The sequence below is a fragment of the Thermaerobacter subterraneus DSM 13965 genome, from assembly GCF_000183545.2.
Taxonomy (GTDB): domain Bacteria; phylum Bacillota; class Sulfobacillia; order Thermaerobacterales; family Thermaerobacteraceae; genus Thermaerobacter; species Thermaerobacter subterraneus.
Genome location: NZ_JH976535.1, coordinates 33,185 through 51,545 on the forward strand (window position 1 = coordinate 33,185; position 18,361 = coordinate 51,545).

Below are 18,361 nucleotides of genomic sequence, written 5' to 3' on the forward strand. Positions count from 1 at the left end.
TATTAGCACTCTTGTTAGGCGGCTGTCAACAGCCCGCGGGGGTGCTCCGCCCGAAGCGTGCTGCAGCCGGCGGAGGCTCCGCCGGCAACCGCCCCCGGTGCGCAGCCAGCCGCCCCCGCGGAAAGGACGGCGATGGTCCCGATGGATTGGCGAACCCTGGCCCTGGCGGGTTGCACCCTGCTGTTCTGGTCGTCGGCCTTCGCGGTGATCCGGGCCGGGCTCCGGTACTGGGGTCCCGGCGAGCTGGCGCTGGCCCGTTTCATCGTCGCCTCCCTTGCCCTGGCGCTGGGGCTGGGCTTGCGCCGGCTGGCCCGCAGGCAGGAGCAGCCGGCACCGGCGACGGGCCCGGCAACGACCGGCGCAGCAACCGGGCCGGGTGCCGCCGGTACCGGTCGCCGCCGGGCCCACCGGCTGGCCCAGGCCGCCGGTGGGGAGCGTCCTGCGCTGCCGGCCGCGCCGGCGGCGTCAGGCGTGGAGAGCGGGTGGTGGCGGGATGCGGGCCGCTTCGTCCTGCTGGGGGCCACGGGGATCTTCCTGTATCACACGGGTTTGAACTGGGGCGAGACCAGGGTTTCCGCCGCCACCGCCAGCCTGCTGGTGGCCACTGCCCCGGCGCTGACGGCCCTGATGTCCCGTTTCTGGCTCGGGGAGCGGCTGGCACCGCGGGGCTGGCTGGGTCTCGCGCTCAGCTTTGCGGGGGTGGCGCTGATCAGCTGGGCCGCCGCCCAGCCGGCGGCGCCGGAGCCCGCGGCGGCGGTCACGGCCGCGGGTGGCGGCGCCGTCCCGTCCCTGCCCGCTTGGGCCGGCCCTGCGGCCGTGGGCGTGGCCGCCCTGGGCACCTCGGCCTTCTTTGTCCTGCAGCGGCCCCTCAGCGGGCGCTACGATGCCCTCACCCTGACCGCCTTCTACACCTGGGCCGGCACCCTTCTGCTGGGGGCCGCCTTTGGCCCAGGGCTGGCCCGCCAGGTGGCGGCCGGCCAGCTGGCGCCGGGGGCGTGGCTGGCCGCGGTGTACCTGGGGGTCTTTCCGTCGGCCCTGGCCTACTGGTGCTGGTCGGCGGCCCTGGCCCGGGCACCTGCCGCCCGGGTGGCCAGCCTGCTCAACCTGAATCCCCTGCTGGCCGTGGCCACCGCCTGGGTCATGCTGGGCGAGCGCCCGACCTGGGCGGAGTGGCTGGGAGGAGCCGTAGCCGTAGCGGGCGTCCTGCTGGTGCAAGGCAGGGCTCGTCCTCGGGCCGCGGCCGCGCAGGGCCGGGGCCTGCCCGTTGCGGAGGGCTGAGGGGCGCCTGGCCCGGGGGGCTGGCAGCCGGTTCGCCCTGGAGGACGGTGGACCGCATCGCGGCCTCCCCCTCTACGTTGCCGGCCCCGGGATCGTAACCCGGCGGTTCAGGATCGCGGTGGATGTGCTGGAACCGCTTCGCCAGCTCCTGCGCCAGCCGGCGATCGTCCCAGGTGCGCGGCGCAAGGCCCGCGGCGCCGGCCACCGCCGGGAGGCAGAAGGGACCGGCCCCGCAGAGGGGGCAGTAGAGGAGCCACTCGGTCTCGTAGAGGCCGGGGCCCAGGGGATACTGCAGGCCGAGCACCGGGCGCACCTCGGGGAAGTGGCGGCCGGCCCACTGGCGCAGGGCGGCGCGGAAGGCGTCCTCGTCCCAGGAGGGGCGCAGGCGGGCCCGGGGCTCGAGGATGGCCGCTACGGTGTCATGCCGGCCCAGGATGAAGACGGCACACTGTTGCGTCGTGTCGCCGAACCGGCCGAGAAGTACCCACCGCACGGAATGCCCCCCTTCAGGATCCTCCCCTGGACTGGCGCCGGCGACGGGGCGGGAACGCACCGCCGGGCTTGCAGCCGGGGATCGGTGATCTGGCGACGAAGTGCGGGTCAGCCCGGCCCCCGCCCGCCGGATCCGCGCTGGGCGCAGGTAACTCCCTGCGAGCGGGGACCGGGTTGCTACCCGCAGGGCTGCGACGAATCACCCACATCCGGTGGACGCCCGAAGGTGCTACCGTAGCCATGACGGCCCCGCCCGCGGGAGCCGGGGCCGCCGGCCATTCCGGACCCGTACCGGGAGGCCGGCCTGGGTACCTACCCGGTCTGGTGGAAGCAAACTGGCCGCGCGCCAGGGCGCGGCAGAGACAAGGAACATCCAGCGGTCGTGCAGGGTCGAATGTTCCCCTTGCGTGGTAGGTGGCGGTAAGCCGGCAGCGGTCACAACGGCGTTCATCCCGTCGGCGAATTGGGCACAACCCGGAAAGGCGGGTTTTTCCGATAATATTTGGCTTTCATTGCCCGTTCCCTGCGCTGGCGGAAAGGGGTTCCTTTCGCCGAACTCGGCGGACGAACGCGGCAAGCTCGCTCCGGGCGATGGGCCGTCGGCACCGCAAGCCGCCCGCGGCCGCCATCAGGTCTCGACACGGTTCATCGGTATGCGGCGTCGTAGCGTCGTAGGACCGATGCCTGCGGCAGCTGGGCCGGCAGGGTGCGCAGTGCCGGTCGCCGTCCGGGCCCAGGCCAGGGGCCGGCAGCGACTCGGCGGAACCGACCGGGAAGGCAGCAGGGGCGTGACAGCGGGGTCCAGGCCATGGCTTGCACGCCGCAGCAGCCGTCCCTATAATAGGCCTTGCGAGCGCGCGAGCGCCCCGGCAGCCGGCGGGACCGTCTTGCGGGTGGCGGCTGCCGGGCCCGCGGCGGCCGTTGCAGGCCATCGTGGGAGATACGTGGGGCGGCGTAGCTCAGTTGGTTAGAGCATGCGGTTCATACCCGCAGGGTCGGTGGTTCGAATCCACCCGCCGCTACCGTCGGATGCCGCGGCCTGTGCGCCGCGGTGCTCCGCGTACAGCTGCCGGATACCGGTCGCGGCGCCCGGGTACCGGCTCCTGCCGCTTCACCAGGCCGTGGGCGCCATGGTATAATGGGATCCGGCACGCAGGCCCTTAGCTCAACTGGCAGAGCACCTGACTCTTAATCAGGGTGTTGTGGGTTCGAGTCCCACAGGGCCTACAAGAAACCCGCGCACGGCGCGGGTTTCTTGCTTTTCGGCCCCGCGCAAAAGCGCCGCTGGACCGGACTGTGACAGGAACGGGAGCCGGGCGCCACGGAAGCCTGTCCTGACCGTGGGCCGCGCACGTTGGGCACTGGTCCCCCTCCCCGTCACGCCGGATCCACCGCTGTGCGCGCCGGGGATCGTGGCGCGGGACGCGGCGCAGGGAGCGGGGCGGGTCCTGCATGGGCTCCTGTCCCACGGTCACTGGGGCTGCCACGGGACATCGGGCACGCCCGCCCGGTGATTGACCCAGCGCGCCAGCACGAACAGCAGGTCCGACAAGCGGTTCAGGTACTGGAGGACCACGGGGTTGACTTCCTCCTGGGCGGCCAGGGCGGCGACCCTGCGCTCGGCCCGCCGCGCCACCGTGCGCGCCAGGTGCAGGGCCGCGGCCGCCGGCGCGCCGCCGGGCAGGATGAATTGCCGCAGCGGCGGCAACTGGGCGTCATACCGGTCGATCAGGCCCTCCAGCGCCTGCACCTGCTGGGCCGTCACCCGGGGCAGGCCCGTCGCCGCCTCCCGGGCGGGACCCGGCGGCGCCGCCAGATCCGCCCCCAGCGCAAAGCACTCCTGCTGCAGCTGGTGGATCACCGGCGCCGGGTCGGCGCCGTCCAGCAGCGCCGCCGCCCAGCCCAGGGCGGCGTTCAACTCGTCCACGGCGCCATAGGCTTCGACCCTGGGATGGGCCTTGGGAACCCGGCCGCCGCCCAGCATGCCCGTCTCGCCGGCATCGCCCGTCCGGGTGTAGATCTTCATTCCGTTCCCTCCCGTCGTCCACCGGTCCCGAGGGGTTCCGCTCACCGGGGCCCGCGCGGAGCGCGCCGGCGGGTGCGCCTCTGGCCCGGACATGGAAAGGATCTGGGATGCCTCCGCTGGCCCTTCGCCCGTGAACCGTATCCCCTGCGACCGGCTGTCGGGGTCACCGTCGCATGACGCGGCGCGGCCGTGACGCCCGGTCTAGGCCCGCCCCCGGCGCGCATAGGGTGCAGGGGGTGCACAAGCCATGAAGCAGGCGCGTTTGCCGCACATCCTCTGGAGTCTCCGCAGCAGCCGGCCGGCCCGCCTCCGTTCCCGGACGAACCCGCCGGTTCCCGCGGGCCCGCCGGAGGCTGCCATCGCCAGGCCACCCGGTTCGCGGCCCCCTTCGGGGAATCCCTTGCTCCGCCGGCTGCTCTCTTCCTCCCCAGCGGCGTCCCTGTCCTTCAGCAGCGGCCCCACGCCGGGACCGGGAAGCGAAGCGGCTGCCGCCGGCCGGGGCGGGCAAGATCCCTCCGCCGCCGGTCTCCGGGTCCCCGGCTCGAACCCGCGCCGGGCGGGCGCTTCGTACTCCAGCCTGCCCGCAGGTCCCTGGGCCCTCCTGCTCCTCCTGGCCCTGCTGGCGGGCCTGCCCTGGATGCTGGCCACCCCGCGGGTCGGCTGGCTGCCGGGGGTTCCCGCCGCCGTGCCCGCCCAGGCCGGCCTCAGCATCGCCCTGGAGGGGGACACCACGCCCGCCGCATACGAAGAGGGCGGCCCGCCCATCGCCGTGGGCTCGGCCGCCGATGCCCGCGTGTTTTTGCGCCAGTTCGCGCCGGAGCTGGCCGCCGCGGGCAGCGAGATCCTGGGCCAGGCGGCGGCCCGCCAGGGCTGGCGCGCCCGCCAGGTCACCCTCGCCCAGCTGGTGCTCCTGCGGGACGGGCAGGTGGTCGCCCGCTACGACGTCTCCGACGGCGGCACCACGCGGCCCGCCTGGATCCGGTTCGCTCGGCTGGCGGGCCGGTGGCAGGCCGTCCACCTGGTGGTGGGCGAACCCGGCCAGGCGACCTTGCCAGCCCCGTAGGCGGGGCACGCCCGGCCCTGCGGTGGGCCGCCACTTCCCCCTCCCGGCTCCCGCGGGAGGCGAGGCCCCGCCGGGTCCCCGGCGGCCCGGGCCTCACGCCTCACCCCTCGCCCTTCCGGCCGGGGTGCGGGCGCTGACGGTTCCCTCCCGGGCAGGCCGGGTTCGTCCCCCACGGCCCCGATGCCGTTCGACGCCGTTCGCGCAACGGCTCAGCGCTGCCCCAGCAGGATGGCGCGCTTGACCTCCTGGATGGCGCGGGTCACCTCGATACCCCGCGGGCAGGCCTCGGTGCAGTTGAAGATGGTGCGGCAGCGCCAGACCCCGTCGCGGGAGTTCAGGATGCGCAGCCGCTCGTCGGCCGCCTGGTCCCGGCTGTCAAAGATGAAGCGGTGGGCGTTGACGATGGCGGCCGGGCCCACGTAGTCGGGATTGGCCCAGAAGGACGGGCACGACGTGGTGCAGCAACCGCAGAGGATGCACTTGGTCGTGTCGTCGAAGCGCTCCCGGTCGTGGGGGGATTGCAGCCGCTCCCGCTCGGGCTCCGGGTCGTGGTTGATCAGGTAAGGCTTGATGGACCGGTATGCGGCGAAGAAACCGGTGAAGTCCACGATCAGGTCCTTCTTGACCCGGAAGCCCCGCATGGGTTCCACGGTGATGGGCTGGGACAGCTCCTTGACCAGGGTCTTGCACGCCAGCCGGGCCTTGCCGTTGATGATCATGGCGTCGGAGCCGCAGACCCCGTGGGCGCAGGACCGCCGGTAGGCCAGGGTGCCGTCGACCTCCCACTTGACCCGGTTCAAAAGGTCCAGGACCCGATCGGTGGGGTCCGCCTCAAGCCGGTATTCCTCCCAGTGGGGCTCCCGATCCTGCTCCGGATTGTAGCGCCGGATGCGCAGCGTCACCTGCAAGGTTCTCACTCCCCGTGACCGTTGCCGTGGGTGCCGGCCTCCCCCGGATTCAGTACTTGCGCTCCTGGGGCTGGAAGCGCGTGATGACCACCGGCTTGTAATCGATCCGGACCGACCCGTCGGGCTCCCGGTAGAGCAGCGTGTGCTTGAGCCAGTTGGCGTCATCGCGCTTGGGGTAGTCCTCGCGGGCGTGCCCGCCCCGGCTTTCCTTCCGGTTCCGGGCGGCCACCACCGTCGCCCGCGCGCACTCCAGCAGGTTGCCCAGTTCCAGGGCCTCCAGCAGGTCCGTGTTGTACATGCGGCCGCGGTCGTCGATGGCGGCCTCCTGGTACTGGGCCTCCAGCTCCTTCAGGATGCCCTCCATCTCCGTCAGGCCTTCTTCCGTACGGAAGACCCCGGCCTTGTCCATCATCTCTTCCTGCAACCGTGCCCGGATGGCACCGATCTTCTCGCCCTTCTGGCGGGTGAGGAACCGCTCCACCTGCTCCCGGGCCCAGTCCGTCGCGTCCCCGGGCAGGGCCGGCCAGTCCGACTCGCGGGCATACCGGGCCATGTGGCGGCCTGCCCGCCGCCCGAACACCACCAGGTCCAGGAGGGAGTTGGTGCCCAGGCGGTTGGCCCCGTGCACCGAGACGCACGCGCATTCGCCTGCGGCGTAGAAGCCTTCCACGGGGGTGTTCTGCGCGTCCCAGATCACCCGCCCGTCCACGTCGGTCGGGATGCCACCCATCTCGTAGTGGGCGGTGGGCTGGATGGGGATGGGTTCCTCCACCGGGTCGATGCCCAGGTAGGTGCGGACGAAGTCGGTGATGTCGGGCAGGCGCGTCTCGATGATGTCGCGGCTCAGGTGGGTGAGGTCCAGGTGGACGTAGTCCTTGCCGTCGATGCCGCGCCCCTCGCGGATCTCCAGGTAGATGGCCCGCGAGACCACGTCGCGCGGCGCCAGGTCCTTGATGGTGGGCGCGTACCGCTCCATGAAACGCTCGCCGTGCCGGTTGCGCAGGATGCCGCCCTCGCCCCGGGCCCCTTCGGTGATCAGGATCCCCAGGCGGTAGATGCCCGTGGGGTGGAACTGGAAGAACTCCATGTCCTCAAGGGGGATGCCGTGGCGGAAGGCGATGGCCAAGCCGTCGCCCGTCAAGGCCAGCGCGTTGCTGGTGACCTTGAACATGCGGCCGGCGCCGCCGGTGGCGAACAGCGTGGCCTTGGCATGGAAGACGTGCAGGTCGCCCGTGGCCAGCTCGATGGCCACCACTCCGGCTACCCGCCGCCCGTCCATGATCAGGTCGACCACGTGGAACTCGTCGAAGAAGCGCACGCCGTGCTTGATGGACTGCTGGTAGAGGGTCTGCAGGATCATGTGGCCGGTGCGGTCGGCAGCAAAGCAGGAGCGGTGGACGGGTGCCTTGCCGAACTCCTTGGTGTGCCCGCCGAAGCGCCGCTGGTTGATCCGACCGTCCTCGGTGCGGCTGAAGGGCAAGCCCATGTGCTCCAGCTCGTACACGGCTTCGGGCGCTTCCTTGCACATGACCTCGATGGCGTCCTGGTCACCCAGGTAGTCGCTGCCCTTCACCGTGTCGAACATGTGCCACTCCCAGTGGTCCTCTTCGATGTTGCCCAGGGCCGCGCCGATGCCGCCCTGGGCCGCGCCGGTGTGGGAGCGGGAGGGGTACAGCTTGCTGACCACGGCCACCTTGAGGTCGGGATACTTGGCCAGTTCCACCGCCGCCCGCAAGCCGGCGCCGCCGGCGCCGACGATGACGGCGTCAAACTGATGCCGGTGGATACGAATCGCAGACACCCCCGATCAGGCCGGGAACGGGAAGGTCACCAGGACCACGGTGCCCAGGACCAGCAGGATGAACGTCACCACGTAGAGCAGCGTCAGCCAGAAGGTACGCCATCCCGGCCGGTGGGCGTAGTCGTCGATGATGACCCGGATCCCGTTGGCCCCATGGAAGAGCGCCAGGGCCAGCATCACCCAGTCGTAGGTGCGCCATCCGATGTTGGCCAAGCGCCGGGCGACGAAGTTGTAGTCGATGATTTCCACGCTGTTGAGGATATGCATGATGTAGAGGTGCCCCAGGACGAGAAAGACCAGCAGCAGACCGGAGATCCGCATGAAGAACCAGGACCACAGCTCGAACCCGCTGGCCGGGCGCGGGCTTCCTTCTCCGTACGACACCCCGCCACCCCCCTAGCCGAAGAGGCGGCCCAGCATGATGACCGCCGCCGGGATGAAGAGCACCAGGAAGACGATGACTTCCGCCACGATCAGCGACTTGTGCCACCGCAACGCGTTGGGCCAGAAGTCGATGATGATCACCCGCAGGCCGTTGACCGCGTGGTACACCACGCCGCCGACCAGCACCACCTCCAGCACCATGAACAGCGGTGCCCGGTAGATCGCCATCACGTGGTCGTACACCTGCGGTCCGAACCCGGCCAGGAAGGTGTCGACGATGTGCATCATCAAAAAGAGCATGATGCCCACGCCGCTCAGCCGGTGGAGCATCCACGCCCACTGGCCCTGGCTGCCGCGGTAGCCGCGGTAGAGGCCCATCCCGACCCTCCTCTCAAGCAAGCTGGCGACCGGTCTGGAAACCCCGCCCTCTGGAAACCCCGCCACCGGCAACCCGCCGCGGACAACCCGCCTACGAGACAACCCGCCTACGAAAAGAAAAGACCGGCGCTGCCGCCCTTGCAGGGGTTTTCCTGCCTTCCCAACTCAAAGTAAGAACAGCGGCGGGGCGAAGTCAACTTCGCCCCGCCGGTCCTCAGCCGGCCTTCAGCCGGCCGGCAAGCGGGCCGGTGACGGGCCCGCCTCCCGCCCTGGCGGGAGGCTCGCCGCATCCGGGCTGCTAACCCTGGCGCAGCGCCGCCACCGTCGCCTCATCCAGCCGTTTGACCAGGGCCACCAGAAGCCGCACCGTGTGCTCCACGTCCGCCAGGTGCACGATGGCGCCGTGGCTGTGGACGTACCGGGCCGGCGGCCCCACCACCACCGAAGGGACGCCGCGCCCGTGCACGTGGAAGAACCCGGCGTCGGTGGCTCCGCCCGGCATCATGTCGAACTGGTAGGGAATGCCCTCGGCCTCCGCCGTCTCGGCCACCAGGTCCCTGAGCCGCCGGTGGGGCACCATGCTGCTGTCGTAAAGCAGCACCGTGGGCCCGCGGCCCAGGCGGCTCTGGGCTTCATCGGGCTCAACACCGGGCATGTCGCCGGCGATGCCCACGTCCACGGCGATGGCCACGTCGGGGTCCACGGCAAAGGCCGAGGTCCGGGCACCACCGCCGGTGCGGGCCACCTCTTCATGCACCGTGGCCACCCCGTAGACCGTGTTGGGATGGCCGCCCGCGGCCAGTTCTTCCATCACCCGGACGATGATGGCACAGCCCGCCCGGTCATCCAGGGCCTTGGCCAGGACCAGCTCGGGATTGCGGAGGCGGGTGAAGGGCCCGTAGGGCACCACCGGATCGCCCGGGCGGATGCCCCACTCCTCGGCTTCCTGGCGGCTGCGGGCGCCGATGTCGATGAACATCGCCTTGAGCTCCACGGGCTTCTTGCGCTCGTCGGCCGGCAGGAGGTGGGGCGGCTTGGAACCGATCACCCCGAGGATCGGGCCCTTGCGGGTGTGGATCACCACCCGCTGGGCCAGGAGGACCTGCCCCCACCAGCCGCCCAGGGGCTGGAACTTGATGAAACCCTCGTCGGTGATGCGCCGGACCATGAAGCCCACTTCGTCCATGTGGGCCGCCAGCAACACCCGGGGCCGCAGGGCGCTGCCCTGCCGCCGGGCGATGAGGCTGCCCAGGTGGTCCTGCTCCAGCTTCGCCACCGGCGCCAGGTACCGGCGCAGTACCTGCCGGACCGCATCCTCCTCGCCGGGTACACCCGGCGCCTCGGCCAGTTCCTCTAAAAGCCGGGCGGTATGCTGCCAGTCGGCCATCGGCACCCATCCTTTCGCGATCACCATGGCCTTGCCATGGCCCCGGGGCCGGCCCCCGCCGGCGCCTTCCCGCTGGGGTGGGCGGCGGCCCCGTCGGGGGGCCTGCGCTTCCACCCTTCCCCCGGCTGAGCCCGGCCGTGTTTGCCAGCCCCGGCATTTAAAAGTATTATAAATTGAGAACTGGCCATCAAAAGTCCCGGCCGCCGCCGCCTCCGCGCGGCGGCGATGCGTGCCGGCTGACGGAGGAGGTCACGCCGATGGCGTCGACGCTGGAGATCCGCGAGCTGCGCTGCAACGTTGAAGACAAGGAAATCCTCAAGGGCGTGAACCTGACGGTCCGGCAGGGCGAGGTCCACGCCATCATGGGCCCCAACGGGTCCGGCAAGAGCACGCTGGCGTACACCCTGATGGGCCACCCCCGCTACGAGGTGACCGGCGGCGAGGTCCTTCTGGACGGCGAGAACCTGCTGGAGCTGCCGCCGGACGAGCGGGCGCGCAAGGGCCTGTTCCTCGCCTTCCAGTATCCTCAGGAAGTGCCCGGCGTGACCGTGGCCAACTTCCTGCGCACCGCCGTGAACTCCGTGCGGGGCGAAGCGCCGTCGGGCCCCGCCGGGTCGGGGAAGAACCTGGCCGCCCTGGCTGCCCTGCAAAAGGAGATCGAGGGCGCCCTGGAGCAGCTGCGCTGGGATCCCTCCTTCACCCGCCGCTACCTGAACGAAGGCTTCTCCGGCGGCGAGAAGAAGAAGGGCGAGATGCTCCAGATGGCGGTGCTGAAGCCCAAGTTCGCCATCATGGACGAGACGGACTCCGGCCTGGACATCGACGCCCTCAAGGACGTGGCCCGGGTCTTCAACGGCCTGCGGGGGCCGGAGCTGGGCGCCATCATCATCACCCACTACCAGCGCATCCTGAAGTACATCGAGCCCGACTTCGTCCACATCATGGTCGACGGGCGCATCGTCCGTTCCGGCGGCCGTGAGCTGGCCGAAGAGGTGGAAGCCAAGGGTTACGACTGGATCAAGGCGCAGGTCGGCTGAGGCCGCCGAGGCAGGAGGGGAAGGACGATGGCCAAGTCCGTGGACAACCTGGAAACCCTGGCGCAGGCGCAGGGGTTCACGGCCGAGCTGGTGGACCGCATCGCTCGCGCCCACGACGAGCCCGACTGGCTGGTGGAGCGCCGGCGGGAAGCCTTCCGCATCTTTTCCGAGCTGCCCCTGCCGTCCTGGCGGCATACCCGGGTGGATGACCTGAAGCTGGAACGGCTCCGGCCCGTGGCGCCGGCCTCGGCGCTGCCGGCCTGGGCCGAGGCCTCCCTGCCGCCCGCGGCAGAGGCCGCCGCCATCGCCGTCCAGGTGGACGGCCGGGTGGAGGTGACCCACCTGGACCCGGCCCTGGCCGAACGGGGTCTCGTGGTCTCCGACCTGCACACCGCCGCCCGGACCCACGGGGAACTGGTGCAGAAGTACTTCATGCAGAGCGGCCTGGACGCCGGTGCCGACCGTTTCGCCGCCCTGCACGCGGCCTTCTGGACCGGAGGCTTCTTCGTCTACGTGCCGCGGGGCCTGGTGGTGGAAAAGCCGATCTACCTGGTCAACCTGATCACCGGCCGGGCGGCGGGGGCCAGCGTCTCCGGTCACGGCCTGGTGGTGGTGGACGAGCAGGCCGAGGCGACCCTGTTCGACGAGAGCGACGCCCATGACCTGGCGGAAGCGGCCCTCTACACCGGCCAGCTGGAGATTCACGTGCAGCCGGCCGCCCGCTTGAATTACGTCAGCTTTCAGAACTGGCGCGGCCCGGTGCGGGAGTTCTCCCAGAAGGCCGGCGTGGTCCGGCGGGATGCGACCCTGCGGGTCACCACGGGCTTCTTCGGCGGGAACCAGACCCGCCACCAGTTCTTCCTGGATATGGTCGAACCCGGCGCCAGCATGGAGCACATCCTGGCCTACGCCGCGGCGGGCCAGCAGCACTTCGACCTCTTTACCCGCAGCCGGCACGGCGCCCCCAGCACCTTCGGCAACATGACGGCCCGGGGCATCCTGACGGGTGCCTCCCGGCTGGTCTACCAGGGGCTGATCCGCATCGATCGGGGCGCCCACAAGAGCGAGGACTACCTGAGCAGCAACACCCTGATCCTCTCGCCCGAGGCGAAGGTGCTGGATGACATCCCGAGCCTCGAGATCGAGGCCGACGATGTCAAGGCCAGCCACGGTGCCACCGTGGGCCAGATCGACCAGGAGCAGCTGTTCTACCTGCGCAGCCGCGGCCTGGACGAAAAGCAGGCCCGGCGCCTGCTGGTCAGCGGGTTCTTTGAGCCGCTCCTGGGCAAGATCCCCAACGAGGCGGCCCAGGAACGCATCAGCGAGCTGGTCCTGGAAAAGGTGGTCTGAAAAGGAGTCGCGCAGGCGCCGAGCGCGGGCCGGGACGGCCCGCGCTCGCGCCCTCGACCCCCGCGATGCAAGGAGGCCTGGGGCCATGGCCACCTCCGTTCAGCCGCCGGCCGGTGATGCGGTTCCACCGGCCGGCGCCAAGGGCGCACCCGCCTTCGACCCGGCGGTCCTGCGCCGCGACTTTCCCATCCTGCAGCGCACGGTGCACGGGCGCCCGCTGGCCTACCTGGACAGCGCCGCCACCTCCCAGAAGCCCGCCGCGGTCATCGACGCCCTGGCCGCGTTCTACCGCGAGAGCAACGCCAACGTCCACCGGGGCATCCACACCCTGGCCGAGGAGGCGACGGCGGCCTACGAGGGGGCGCGGGCCCGCACCGCCGCCTTCCTCGGTGCCTGCGAGGACGAAATCGTCTTCACCCGCGGCACCACGGAAGCCCTCAACATGGTCGCCTGGGGCTGGGCCTTCCATCACCTGCAGCCCGGGGATACCATCCTGGTCACCCTGATGGAGCACCACAGCAACCTGGTGCCCTGGCAGCAGGTGGCGGCCCGGGGAGGATTCCAGCTGCGGGCCGTGCCGCTGACGCCCGACGGGCGGCTGGACACGGAGGCCTTCACCCGCCTCCTGGAGGCCCACCGCCCCCGGGTGGTGGCCCTGGCCCACATGTCCAACGTCCTGGGCACCATCAATCCCGTTCCGGAGCTGGCCCGGCAAGCCCGCGCCGCCGGCGCGGTGGTCGTGGTGGATGGGGCTCAGAGCGTCCCCCACCTGCCCGTGGACGTGGGTTCCCTGGGAGCCGACTTCCTGGCCTTTTCCGCCCACAAGATGCTGGGTCCCACCGGCCTGGGCGTGCTCTACGGCCGCCGGGAGCGGCTGGCCGAGATGGAACCCCTGCTGGGCGGGGGCGGGATGATCCGGCGGGTGGAGGTGGACCGGTCCACCTGGGCCGATCCGCCCCAGCGCTTCGAGGCGGGGACGCCCCCCATCGCCGAGGCGGCGGCCTTCACCGCGGCCCTGGACTACCTGCAGCGGCTGGGTCTGGAGGCGGTGGCCGCCCACGAGCGCGAGCTGGTGCGCTACGCCTGGGAGCGGCTGCAACAGGTGCCGGGGCTGGTCCTTTACGGCCCGGGCCCCGAACACCGGGGCGGTGTGCTCAGCTTCACCCTGGAGGGAGTCCACCCCCACGACCTGGCCCAGGTGCTGGACGGCGAGGGCGTGGCCATCCGAGCCGGCCACCACTGCACCCAACCCCTGCACCGCCACCTGGGCGTGGTCGCCACCGCCCGGGCCAGCTTCTACATCTATAATGATCGGGACGACGTGGACCGGCTGGTCGACGGGATCGAAAAGGCCCGGCGCCTGCTGGCCGGTTCCTGAACGCCCGAAGGAGGCGCCCGGGCACCGCCACCCCCGGCCAGGGGTCCGGGACGGCGGCCCGGCGAAGGGCGGGGACGGCCTGTTGGGGAGGCATCACCCGTGGGCAGCGATTTCTACCGGGAAAACATCCTGGACCACTACCGCAACCCGCGCAACCGCGGCCACCTGGAGGACGCCCAGATCCGGAACGAGGATCTGAACCCTCTCTGTGGCGATCAGATACGCTTCGAAGTACGGCTGGATCCCCAAGGCAGGGTGGAAGCAGCCGCCTTTGACGGCCGCGGCTGCGCCATCAGCCAGGCGTCGGCTTCCATGCTGACCGAAGCGGTCCAGGGCAAGACCCTGGAGGAGATCAAGGCCATGGACAAGGACGACGTCCTGGCCCTCCTGGGGATTCCCTTGAGCCCGGTGCGGCTCAAGTGCGCCCTGCTGGCTCTGAAGGTCCTGCAGGCCGGCATCTACCGCTATGAGGCGGAACAGGCCGGGGGCCCGGCTTGACCTCAGGCTTAGCCCCCCTTCTGGTCTCCGGGGGGACCCGCGCCCCGCCCTTCGGAGGGACGAGCGCCCTGGCCTTCGGCCGGCGCGCCGGCAACCCGCGCGGCCGTCTCGACAAAGATGGTCTCGCCCATGGTCAGGGCGTACACATAGGCCAGCTGGGCCAGCAGCTGGTCGGCCGTAAAGCCGCACAGCTCCACCAGCCGCCGGACGTCGTCCCACGTGTACGGGGCATCGGCGGGGGGAAGGCGCCCCGCCGCCATGGCCTCCTGGACCCGCTGGTAAAGGGCCTCCGAGCGGGGCGGGTCCCGCCGCACGGCCTCCGGGACCCACCAGCCCGCCTCCAGGTACTGCCGGGGCTGGGAGAGCCCCAGCGCCGTAAGCAGCTCGACCAGCCGCTCGAAGGTCCAGCCTTGCCGCGCCGCCTCCGGAAGGCGGTTCAGCAGCTCCTCCGCCCGCCGGCTCTTGGTCCAGGCCAGGAAGGAATCCCGCCCGGTCCAGTCGCCGGGCCCCGGAACCGCCGGCGCCCGGCCGCGCTCGTCCACCTGCAGCTCCCCCTTTTGCCATGCCAGCGATCCCGCGGTGGCCACCCGTGCACGGGCCCGCGCCGGCCGGCGATCCCGCCCGGCAAGGTGCGGCCGCCGGGACGCGGCCTGGAGCGCGCCGGGGGCGCGGCGGGCCGGGGGCCGGCCACCGCCACGCGCCGGGCCGGCCGCTGCCCCAGGAGTCCCTACCGGGCCGTGGGCGCCGGCTGTCCCGCCAGCCGGGCGTAGCGGCCGGCGAAGAACAGCAGCGGGTCGCCACCCTGGACTTCGGCGTGGTCCACCTCGGCCAGGAAGATGGTGTGGTCGCCACCGGGCAGGCTCTCCACGATGCGGCAGTCCAGGTAGGCCAGGGCGCCTTCCAGGCGGGGAGCCCGGGGCGGCTCTTTCAGGAAGCGATAGGGCGGCTCCTGGTCGGTCTGGCGCGCAAAATACCGGGCCAGGGGCTCCTGTTCGGCGGACAGGACGTTGATCCCGTACCGTCCCGCCTGCTCCAGCACACCGTGCATGACCCGGTCCCGTCCCACGCACACCAGGACCAGGGGCGGCTCCAGGGACACCGACGTCACCGCATTGGCCGTCATGGCGTGGACGGCCCCCTGCACCTCGGCGGTGATCAAGGTGACCCCCGTGGCAAACTGCCCCATGGCCTGGCGCAGCAACTGGGGAACGATCGGCATCGGGCGCCCTCCTTCCGCGGGGCAACCCGCGGCGGGCGGCCGTCTCCGGTCGCAGGGCGCGCCCCCGGGGCACCGCGCCGGCAGGCGCCGCCCGGACTGCCGCCAGGGGCGGGTCCTGCGCCCGCCGCCGGCACGCCGGCGGGCTGCAGCCCGCTCTTCATCATATCCGAAGGGCGGGGCCCGCGGCAAAAACCGGTGGCTGCCGGGAGGTGGCGGCTCGAGCCCCGGCGCCGCCGGGCAGGCCCCGCGCCCTCGTGGCCGCGCCCAGGCCTGGGGGGCGATCCTCCGGGCCTGCCGCGAGCTTTTGCCCGGCGGCAGCATCGGCCGGGGCAAGCGCCTGGCTGCAGCGGACGGCCCGCTGCCGGGACCTCCGGCCGCCCGGCGCCGCCGGAGCGCCGCGGGCGGGGACCAGCAGGCGCCGCGAGCGGGGGCCAGCGGGCGCCGCGGGCCAGGGCTACCGGGTGCTGCCAGGCATCTTGATATAAAATGTGGGCGAAGGTAGGTGAGGAAATATGTCCTCCCAGCGTGTGGTCATCGTCGGCTCCGGCCCCGCCGGCCTGACGGCGGCGATCTATGCCGCGCGGGCCAACCTGGATACCACCGTCGTGGCGGGGTGGGAAGCCGGCGGCCAGCTGATGCTCACCACCGAGGTGGAGAACTTCCCAGGCTTTCCCGAGGGGATCCTGGGGCCGGACCTGATGGCCCGCATGCGCCAGCAGGCCGAGCGGGCCGGGGCCCGGTTCGTCGACGGTGACGTGACCGGTGTGGATTTCAGCCGCCGGCCCTTCCGCCTTCAGGTCGGCTCCACGGAGCTGGAGGCCGACGCCGTGATCCTGGCCACGGGCGCTTCGGCCAAGTGGCTGGGCCTGCCCGGCGAGAAGCGGCTCATGGGTCGCGGCGTCTCCAGCTGCGCCACCTGCGACGGAGCCTTCTTCCGGGATCAGGACGTGGTGGTGGTGGGTGGCGGCGACACCGCCATGGAAGAGGCCCTCTACCTGGCCCGCATCTGCCGCTCGGTGACGGTGGTCCACCGCCGCGACCGGCTGCGCGCCAGCAAGATCATGCAGGAGCGGGCCATGGCGAACGACAAGATCCGGTTCGTCTGGGATACGGTGGTCGAGGACATCCTGGGCGAGGAGAAGGTCGAAGGCGTGCGCGTTCGCAACGTGAAGACCGGCCAGACCAGCGAGATCCCGTGCGCCGCAGTCTTCGTGGCCATCGGCCACAAGCCCAACACCGACTTCCTGCGGGGCCATCTGGACCTGGACGAACGCGGCTACGTCGTCGCCGACGGCCCGCGCACCAGCATCCCGGGCGTCTTCGTGGCGGGAGATGTGCGCGACCACCGCTACCGCCAGGCGGTGACGGCGGCGGCGGAGGGGTGCAAGGCCGCCATGGAGGCCGCCTGGTTCCTGGAAGGGACCAGCGACGTGGTGCCGCCCGCCGGCGCGGTGCCGGCCGCCCAGGGCCAGGATGTGGCGTCCAACGGAGGCGGCCGCTAGGCGGGTGGCTCCGGGTCTCCCGCCCGGGCCCGTCGCCGGCACCGGGCGACCGTACCGGCCGGTTCGCTGCCGCGCCATGAGGGCGCAGGCCCTCAGGCGCGGGACCCAAGCCCGGTGGCCGGAAGCCGGTGGCCGGCACTAGGCATTCCCAGGGGAGCGGGCCGCCTGCGCCGCACACGCTAGCGACGGGGGTGGTCCCATGCGCCTGAGCATGCGCACCCGGGCCAAGACCCGAATCCCCAACTGGGTGATCTCGGCGGTGGGTGCCGCGGCGGCCATGCTGGTCGCCCGCCTGATCCGCCGCTAGCGCGCTCGCGCGCCTCGAGTAACAGGAGCCGTCTTCCGGGGCCGGTCGCCGTGCGGCGGCCGGCCCCGGGCTTCGTTGTGGCCCGTGGCGCTGGCGGTTGGGGGGCACGGGGGATTCCCCAGCCAGGCCCCCTTGCTGCCCTTCTTCTGCACATCGGGACGGGACCCGGCGCCGGTCACCCGGCCGGGCCGGCCCCCGTGCCATTTAGAGGCCCTGTGCCCGTGGGCCGCCTACCGCTCCGGCGCGCGTCATAAACCTGGACCAGGAGCCTGCGCCGGAGAAGGTGAAACCGTTGGGCGCACCCCTTTGGATCGACGTCATGATCCACCTGGGCGGCCTGGCGGCGGGCCTGGCCCTGATGACCTGGAGCCTGCGGCAGGCCGCCGGCCACCGGCTGGACGACGCGGTGCGGCGCCTGCAGGATGCCGGCCCCTGGCAGGGGCTGGTGGCCGGCCTGGCCGTGACCGCCCTGTTGCAGTCGTCCAGTAGCTTCAGCCTGCTCTTGCTGGCGGCCGCCGCCGCGGGCTGGGTGCGCCGCCCGGCAGGTCGCGCCGCCCTGGTGGGCGCCAATCTGGGAACCACCCTCACCGCCCATCTCACGGCCACGCCCCACCTGGGCCTGGCCATCCTGCTGGCCGGCGGCGGCCTGGTGGCGGCAGTGCTGGGGTGGCGCCGGGCAACGGTGCGGGCCGCAGGCCTGGCTGCCCTGGGCCTGGGTGCCGCGCTGGCTGCACTGGACGGCCTGGGCCGCGCCCTGGTGACCCTGGCCGGTCCAGCCGGCGCCACCCCGGGTCCGGCCGGCCCCGCGGGGAGCCCGGAACCCGACTGGCTGGCCTGGGTCCAGCAGCCCTGGGCCGGATTCGCCGCCGGCCTCGTCCTGTCCGCCGGGGCGCTGTCCAGCAGCGCGGTACTGGCCGTGCTGCAGCGCGCCGTCTCGGCCGGGTTCCTCCGGATGGAACAGGCCCTGCCGGTGGTCTACGGCGCCAACGTGGGGACGACCAGCGACGTGTTGCTGGCGGGCCTGCTTCTGCGGGGCGTGGCCCTGGACCTGGCCCTGTTCCACCTGGGGATGAACCTGCTGAATGCGCTGGCGGCGGTTCCCCTGGGGCCCCTGCTGGCCGCCGTGGCGCGCGGGCTGTCTTCCGACCCTGCTCGCCAGGTGGCATGGGCCCACACCCTCTTCAACGTGCTGGGTGCCGTCCTGGTCTGGCCCTGGGTAGGGGACGAAAAAAGGCGGGCACCAAGCGGCGGCCCGCCTCCAGCGTGACGGCGTGGCAAGTTCACGGTCCCGATGGCGCTGCGGCACCGGCACCGCCCGCGAGGCCCGGCACCGCCCGCCCGGCGCCCGGGACA

At 72.0% G+C, this 18,361-nt stretch carries 16 protein-coding genes and 2 tRNA genes; 10 read left to right on the top strand and 8 right to left on the bottom strand.

Going from position 1 to position 18,361, the window contains the following annotated elements:
* Positions 1 to 141 precede the first annotated feature (141 nt).
* The 3 genes from THESUDRAFT_RS00140 to THESUDRAFT_RS00150 all read left to right on the top strand — a co-directional run bounded on the left by THESUDRAFT_RS00140 (position 142) and on the right by THESUDRAFT_RS00150 (position 2,997).
* Positions 142 to 1,278, top strand: a complete 1,137-nt coding sequence (locus THESUDRAFT_RS00140) for a DMT family transporter (protein WP_156821660.1) — start codon at positions 142 to 144, stop codon at positions 1,276 to 1,278.
* 1,440 nt (positions 1,279 to 2,718) lie between these two features.
* A tRNA-Met gene (locus THESUDRAFT_RS00145) sits at positions 2,719 to 2,792 on the top strand.
* Between the two features lie 132 nt (positions 2,793 to 2,924).
* A tRNA-Lys gene (locus THESUDRAFT_RS00150) sits at positions 2,925 to 2,997 on the top strand.
* Positions 2,998 to 3,241: 244 nt separating this feature from the next.
* On the opposite strand, the gene THESUDRAFT_RS00155 is transcribed toward THESUDRAFT_RS00150, so the two are convergent.
* A complete protein-coding gene (locus tag THESUDRAFT_RS00155) occupies positions 3,242 to 3,796 on the bottom strand; it encodes a cob(I)yrinic acid a,c-diamide adenosyltransferase (protein ID WP_006902673.1) in 555 nt (184 codons plus the stop codon).
* Between the two features lie 247 nt (positions 3,797 to 4,043).
* Between THESUDRAFT_RS00155 and THESUDRAFT_RS00160 the strand changes: the two genes are divergently transcribed.
* Entirely contained in the window at positions 4,044 to 4,859 is an 816-nt protein-coding gene (locus tag THESUDRAFT_RS00160; RefSeq protein WP_006902674.1) for a hypothetical protein, read from the top strand.
* A gap of 209 nt (positions 4,860 to 5,068) precedes the next feature.
* Here THESUDRAFT_RS00160 and THESUDRAFT_RS00165 read toward each other — a convergent pair whose 3' ends face one another.
* The 5 genes from THESUDRAFT_RS00165 to THESUDRAFT_RS00185 form a co-directional block, all read right to left on the bottom strand.
* On the bottom strand, positions 5,069 to 5,761 hold the full coding sequence (locus THESUDRAFT_RS00165) for a succinate dehydrogenase iron-sulfur subunit (protein ID WP_242823321.1): 693 nt from the start codon (positions 5,759 to 5,761) through the stop codon (positions 5,069 to 5,071).
* A gap of 55 nt (positions 5,762 to 5,816) precedes the next feature.
* On the bottom strand, positions 5,817 to 7,568 hold the full coding sequence (gene sdhA / locus THESUDRAFT_RS00170) for a succinate dehydrogenase flavoprotein subunit (RefSeq protein WP_207635407.1): 1,752 nt from the start codon (positions 7,566 to 7,568) through the stop codon (positions 5,817 to 5,819).
* A 6-nt stretch (positions 7,569 to 7,574) separates the two neighbouring features.
* Positions 7,575 to 7,952 (bottom strand): succinate dehydrogenase/fumarate reductase transmembrane subunit, encoded by a 378-nt coding sequence (locus THESUDRAFT_RS00175; protein WP_006902677.1) that lies wholly within the window; start codon positions 7,950 to 7,952, stop codon positions 7,575 to 7,577.
* Positions 7,953 to 7,964: 12 nt separating this feature from the next.
* On the bottom strand, positions 7,965 to 8,330 hold the full coding sequence (gene sdhC, locus THESUDRAFT_RS00180; RefSeq protein WP_006902678.1) for a succinate dehydrogenase, cytochrome b556 subunit: 366 nt from the start codon (positions 8,328 to 8,330) through the stop codon (positions 7,965 to 7,967).
* A 298-nt stretch (positions 8,331 to 8,628) separates the two neighbouring features.
* Positions 8,629 to 9,717: a M42 family metallopeptidase gene (locus THESUDRAFT_RS00185; protein ID WP_006902679.1), complete on the bottom strand. Its 1,089-nt coding sequence runs from the start codon at positions 9,715 to 9,717 to the stop codon at positions 8,629 to 8,631.
* 257 nt (positions 9,718 to 9,974) lie between these two features.
* Here THESUDRAFT_RS00185 and sufC point away from each other — a divergent pair, with 257 nt between their 5' ends.
* From sufC to sufU, 4 genes are all read left to right on the top strand, one after another.
* A complete protein-coding gene (gene sufC, locus THESUDRAFT_RS00190) occupies positions 9,975 to 10,754 on the top strand; it encodes a Fe-S cluster assembly ATPase SufC (RefSeq protein WP_006902680.1) in 780 nt (259 codons plus the stop codon).
* A gap of 27 nt (positions 10,755 to 10,781) precedes the next feature.
* Positions 10,782 to 12,104, top strand: coding sequence for a Fe-S cluster assembly protein SufD (gene sufD, locus THESUDRAFT_RS00195; RefSeq protein ID WP_006902681.1), 1,323 nt, complete (start codon positions 10,782 to 10,784; stop codon positions 12,102 to 12,104).
* Positions 12,105 to 12,189: 85 nt separating this feature from the next.
* On the top strand, positions 12,190 to 13,482 hold the full coding sequence (locus THESUDRAFT_RS00200; protein WP_006902682.1) for a SufS family cysteine desulfurase: 1,293 nt from the start codon (positions 12,190 to 12,192) through the stop codon (positions 13,480 to 13,482).
* Between the two features lie 99 nt (positions 13,483 to 13,581).
* Positions 13,582 to 13,980 carry a Fe-S cluster assembly sulfur transfer protein SufU gene (sufU, locus tag THESUDRAFT_RS00205; protein WP_006902683.1) on the top strand — a complete coding sequence of 133 codons (399 nt, stop codon included), beginning with the start codon at positions 13,582 to 13,584 and terminating at the stop codon, positions 13,978 to 13,980.
* A gap of 8 nt (positions 13,981 to 13,988) precedes the next feature.
* On the opposite strand, the gene THESUDRAFT_RS00210 is transcribed toward sufU, so the two are convergent.
* Both THESUDRAFT_RS00210 and THESUDRAFT_RS00215 read right to left on the bottom strand, forming a co-directional pair.
* On the bottom strand, positions 13,989 to 14,522 hold the full coding sequence (locus tag THESUDRAFT_RS00210; protein ID WP_006902684.1) for a hypothetical protein: 534 nt from the start codon (positions 14,520 to 14,522) through the stop codon (positions 13,989 to 13,991).
* 185 nt (positions 14,523 to 14,707) lie between these two features.
* Positions 14,708 to 15,199: a flavin reductase family protein gene (locus THESUDRAFT_RS00215; protein ID WP_006902685.1), complete on the bottom strand. Its 492-nt coding sequence runs from the start codon at positions 15,197 to 15,199 to the stop codon at positions 14,708 to 14,710.
* A gap of 512 nt (positions 15,200 to 15,711) precedes the next feature.
* Here THESUDRAFT_RS00215 and trxB point away from each other — a divergent pair.
* The gene (gene trxB, locus THESUDRAFT_RS00220; protein ID WP_006902686.1) at positions 15,712 to 16,701 is read left to right on the top strand and encodes a thioredoxin-disulfide reductase; all 990 of its coding nucleotides are present in this window, start codon (positions 15,712 to 15,714) and stop codon (positions 16,699 to 16,701) included.
* A gap of 590 nt (positions 16,702 to 17,291) precedes the next feature.
* Positions 17,292 to 18,275 carry a Na/Pi symporter gene (locus tag THESUDRAFT_RS00225; RefSeq protein WP_423219080.1) on the top strand — a complete coding sequence of 328 codons (984 nt, stop codon included), beginning with the start codon at positions 17,292 to 17,294 and terminating at the stop codon, positions 18,273 to 18,275.
* Positions 18,276 to 18,361 lie beyond the last annotated feature (86 nt).

Excerpts from the sequence above, each read along its gene's own strand:
- trxB (WP_006902686.1), top strand. The coding sequence starts at position 15,712 with ATGTCCTCCCAGCGTGTGGTCATCGTCGGCTCCGGCCCCGCCGGCCTG.
- THESUDRAFT_RS00215 (WP_006902685.1), bottom strand. The coding sequence starts at position 15,199 with ATGCCGATCGTTCCCCAGTTGCTGCGCCAGGCCATGGGGCAGTTTGCC.
- THESUDRAFT_RS00155 (WP_006902673.1), bottom strand. The coding sequence starts at position 3,796 with ATGAAGATCTACACCCGGACGGGCGATGCCGGCGAGACGGGCATGCTG.
- THESUDRAFT_RS00200 (WP_006902682.1), top strand. The coding sequence starts at position 12,190 with ATGGCCACCTCCGTTCAGCCGCCGGCCGGTGATGCGGTTCCACCGGCC.
- THESUDRAFT_RS00140 (WP_156821660.1), top strand. The coding sequence starts at position 142 with ATGGATTGGCGAACCCTGGCCCTGGCGGGTTGCACCCTGCTGTTCTGG.
- THESUDRAFT_RS00185 (WP_006902679.1), bottom strand. The coding sequence starts at position 9,717 with ATGGCCGACTGGCAGCATACCGCCCGGCTTTTAGAGGAACTGGCCGAG.
- sufC (WP_006902680.1), top strand. The coding sequence starts at position 9,975 with ATGGCGTCGACGCTGGAGATCCGCGAGCTGCGCTGCAACGTTGAAGAC.
- sufD (WP_006902681.1), top strand. The coding sequence starts at position 10,782 with ATGGCCAAGTCCGTGGACAACCTGGAAACCCTGGCGCAGGCGCAGGGG.
- THESUDRAFT_RS00160 (WP_006902674.1), top strand. The coding sequence starts at position 4,044 with ATGAAGCAGGCGCGTTTGCCGCACATCCTCTGGAGTCTCCGCAGCAGC.
- sdhC (WP_006902678.1), bottom strand. The coding sequence starts at position 8,330 with ATGGGCCTCTACCGCGGCTACCGCGGCAGCCAGGGCCAGTGGGCGTGG.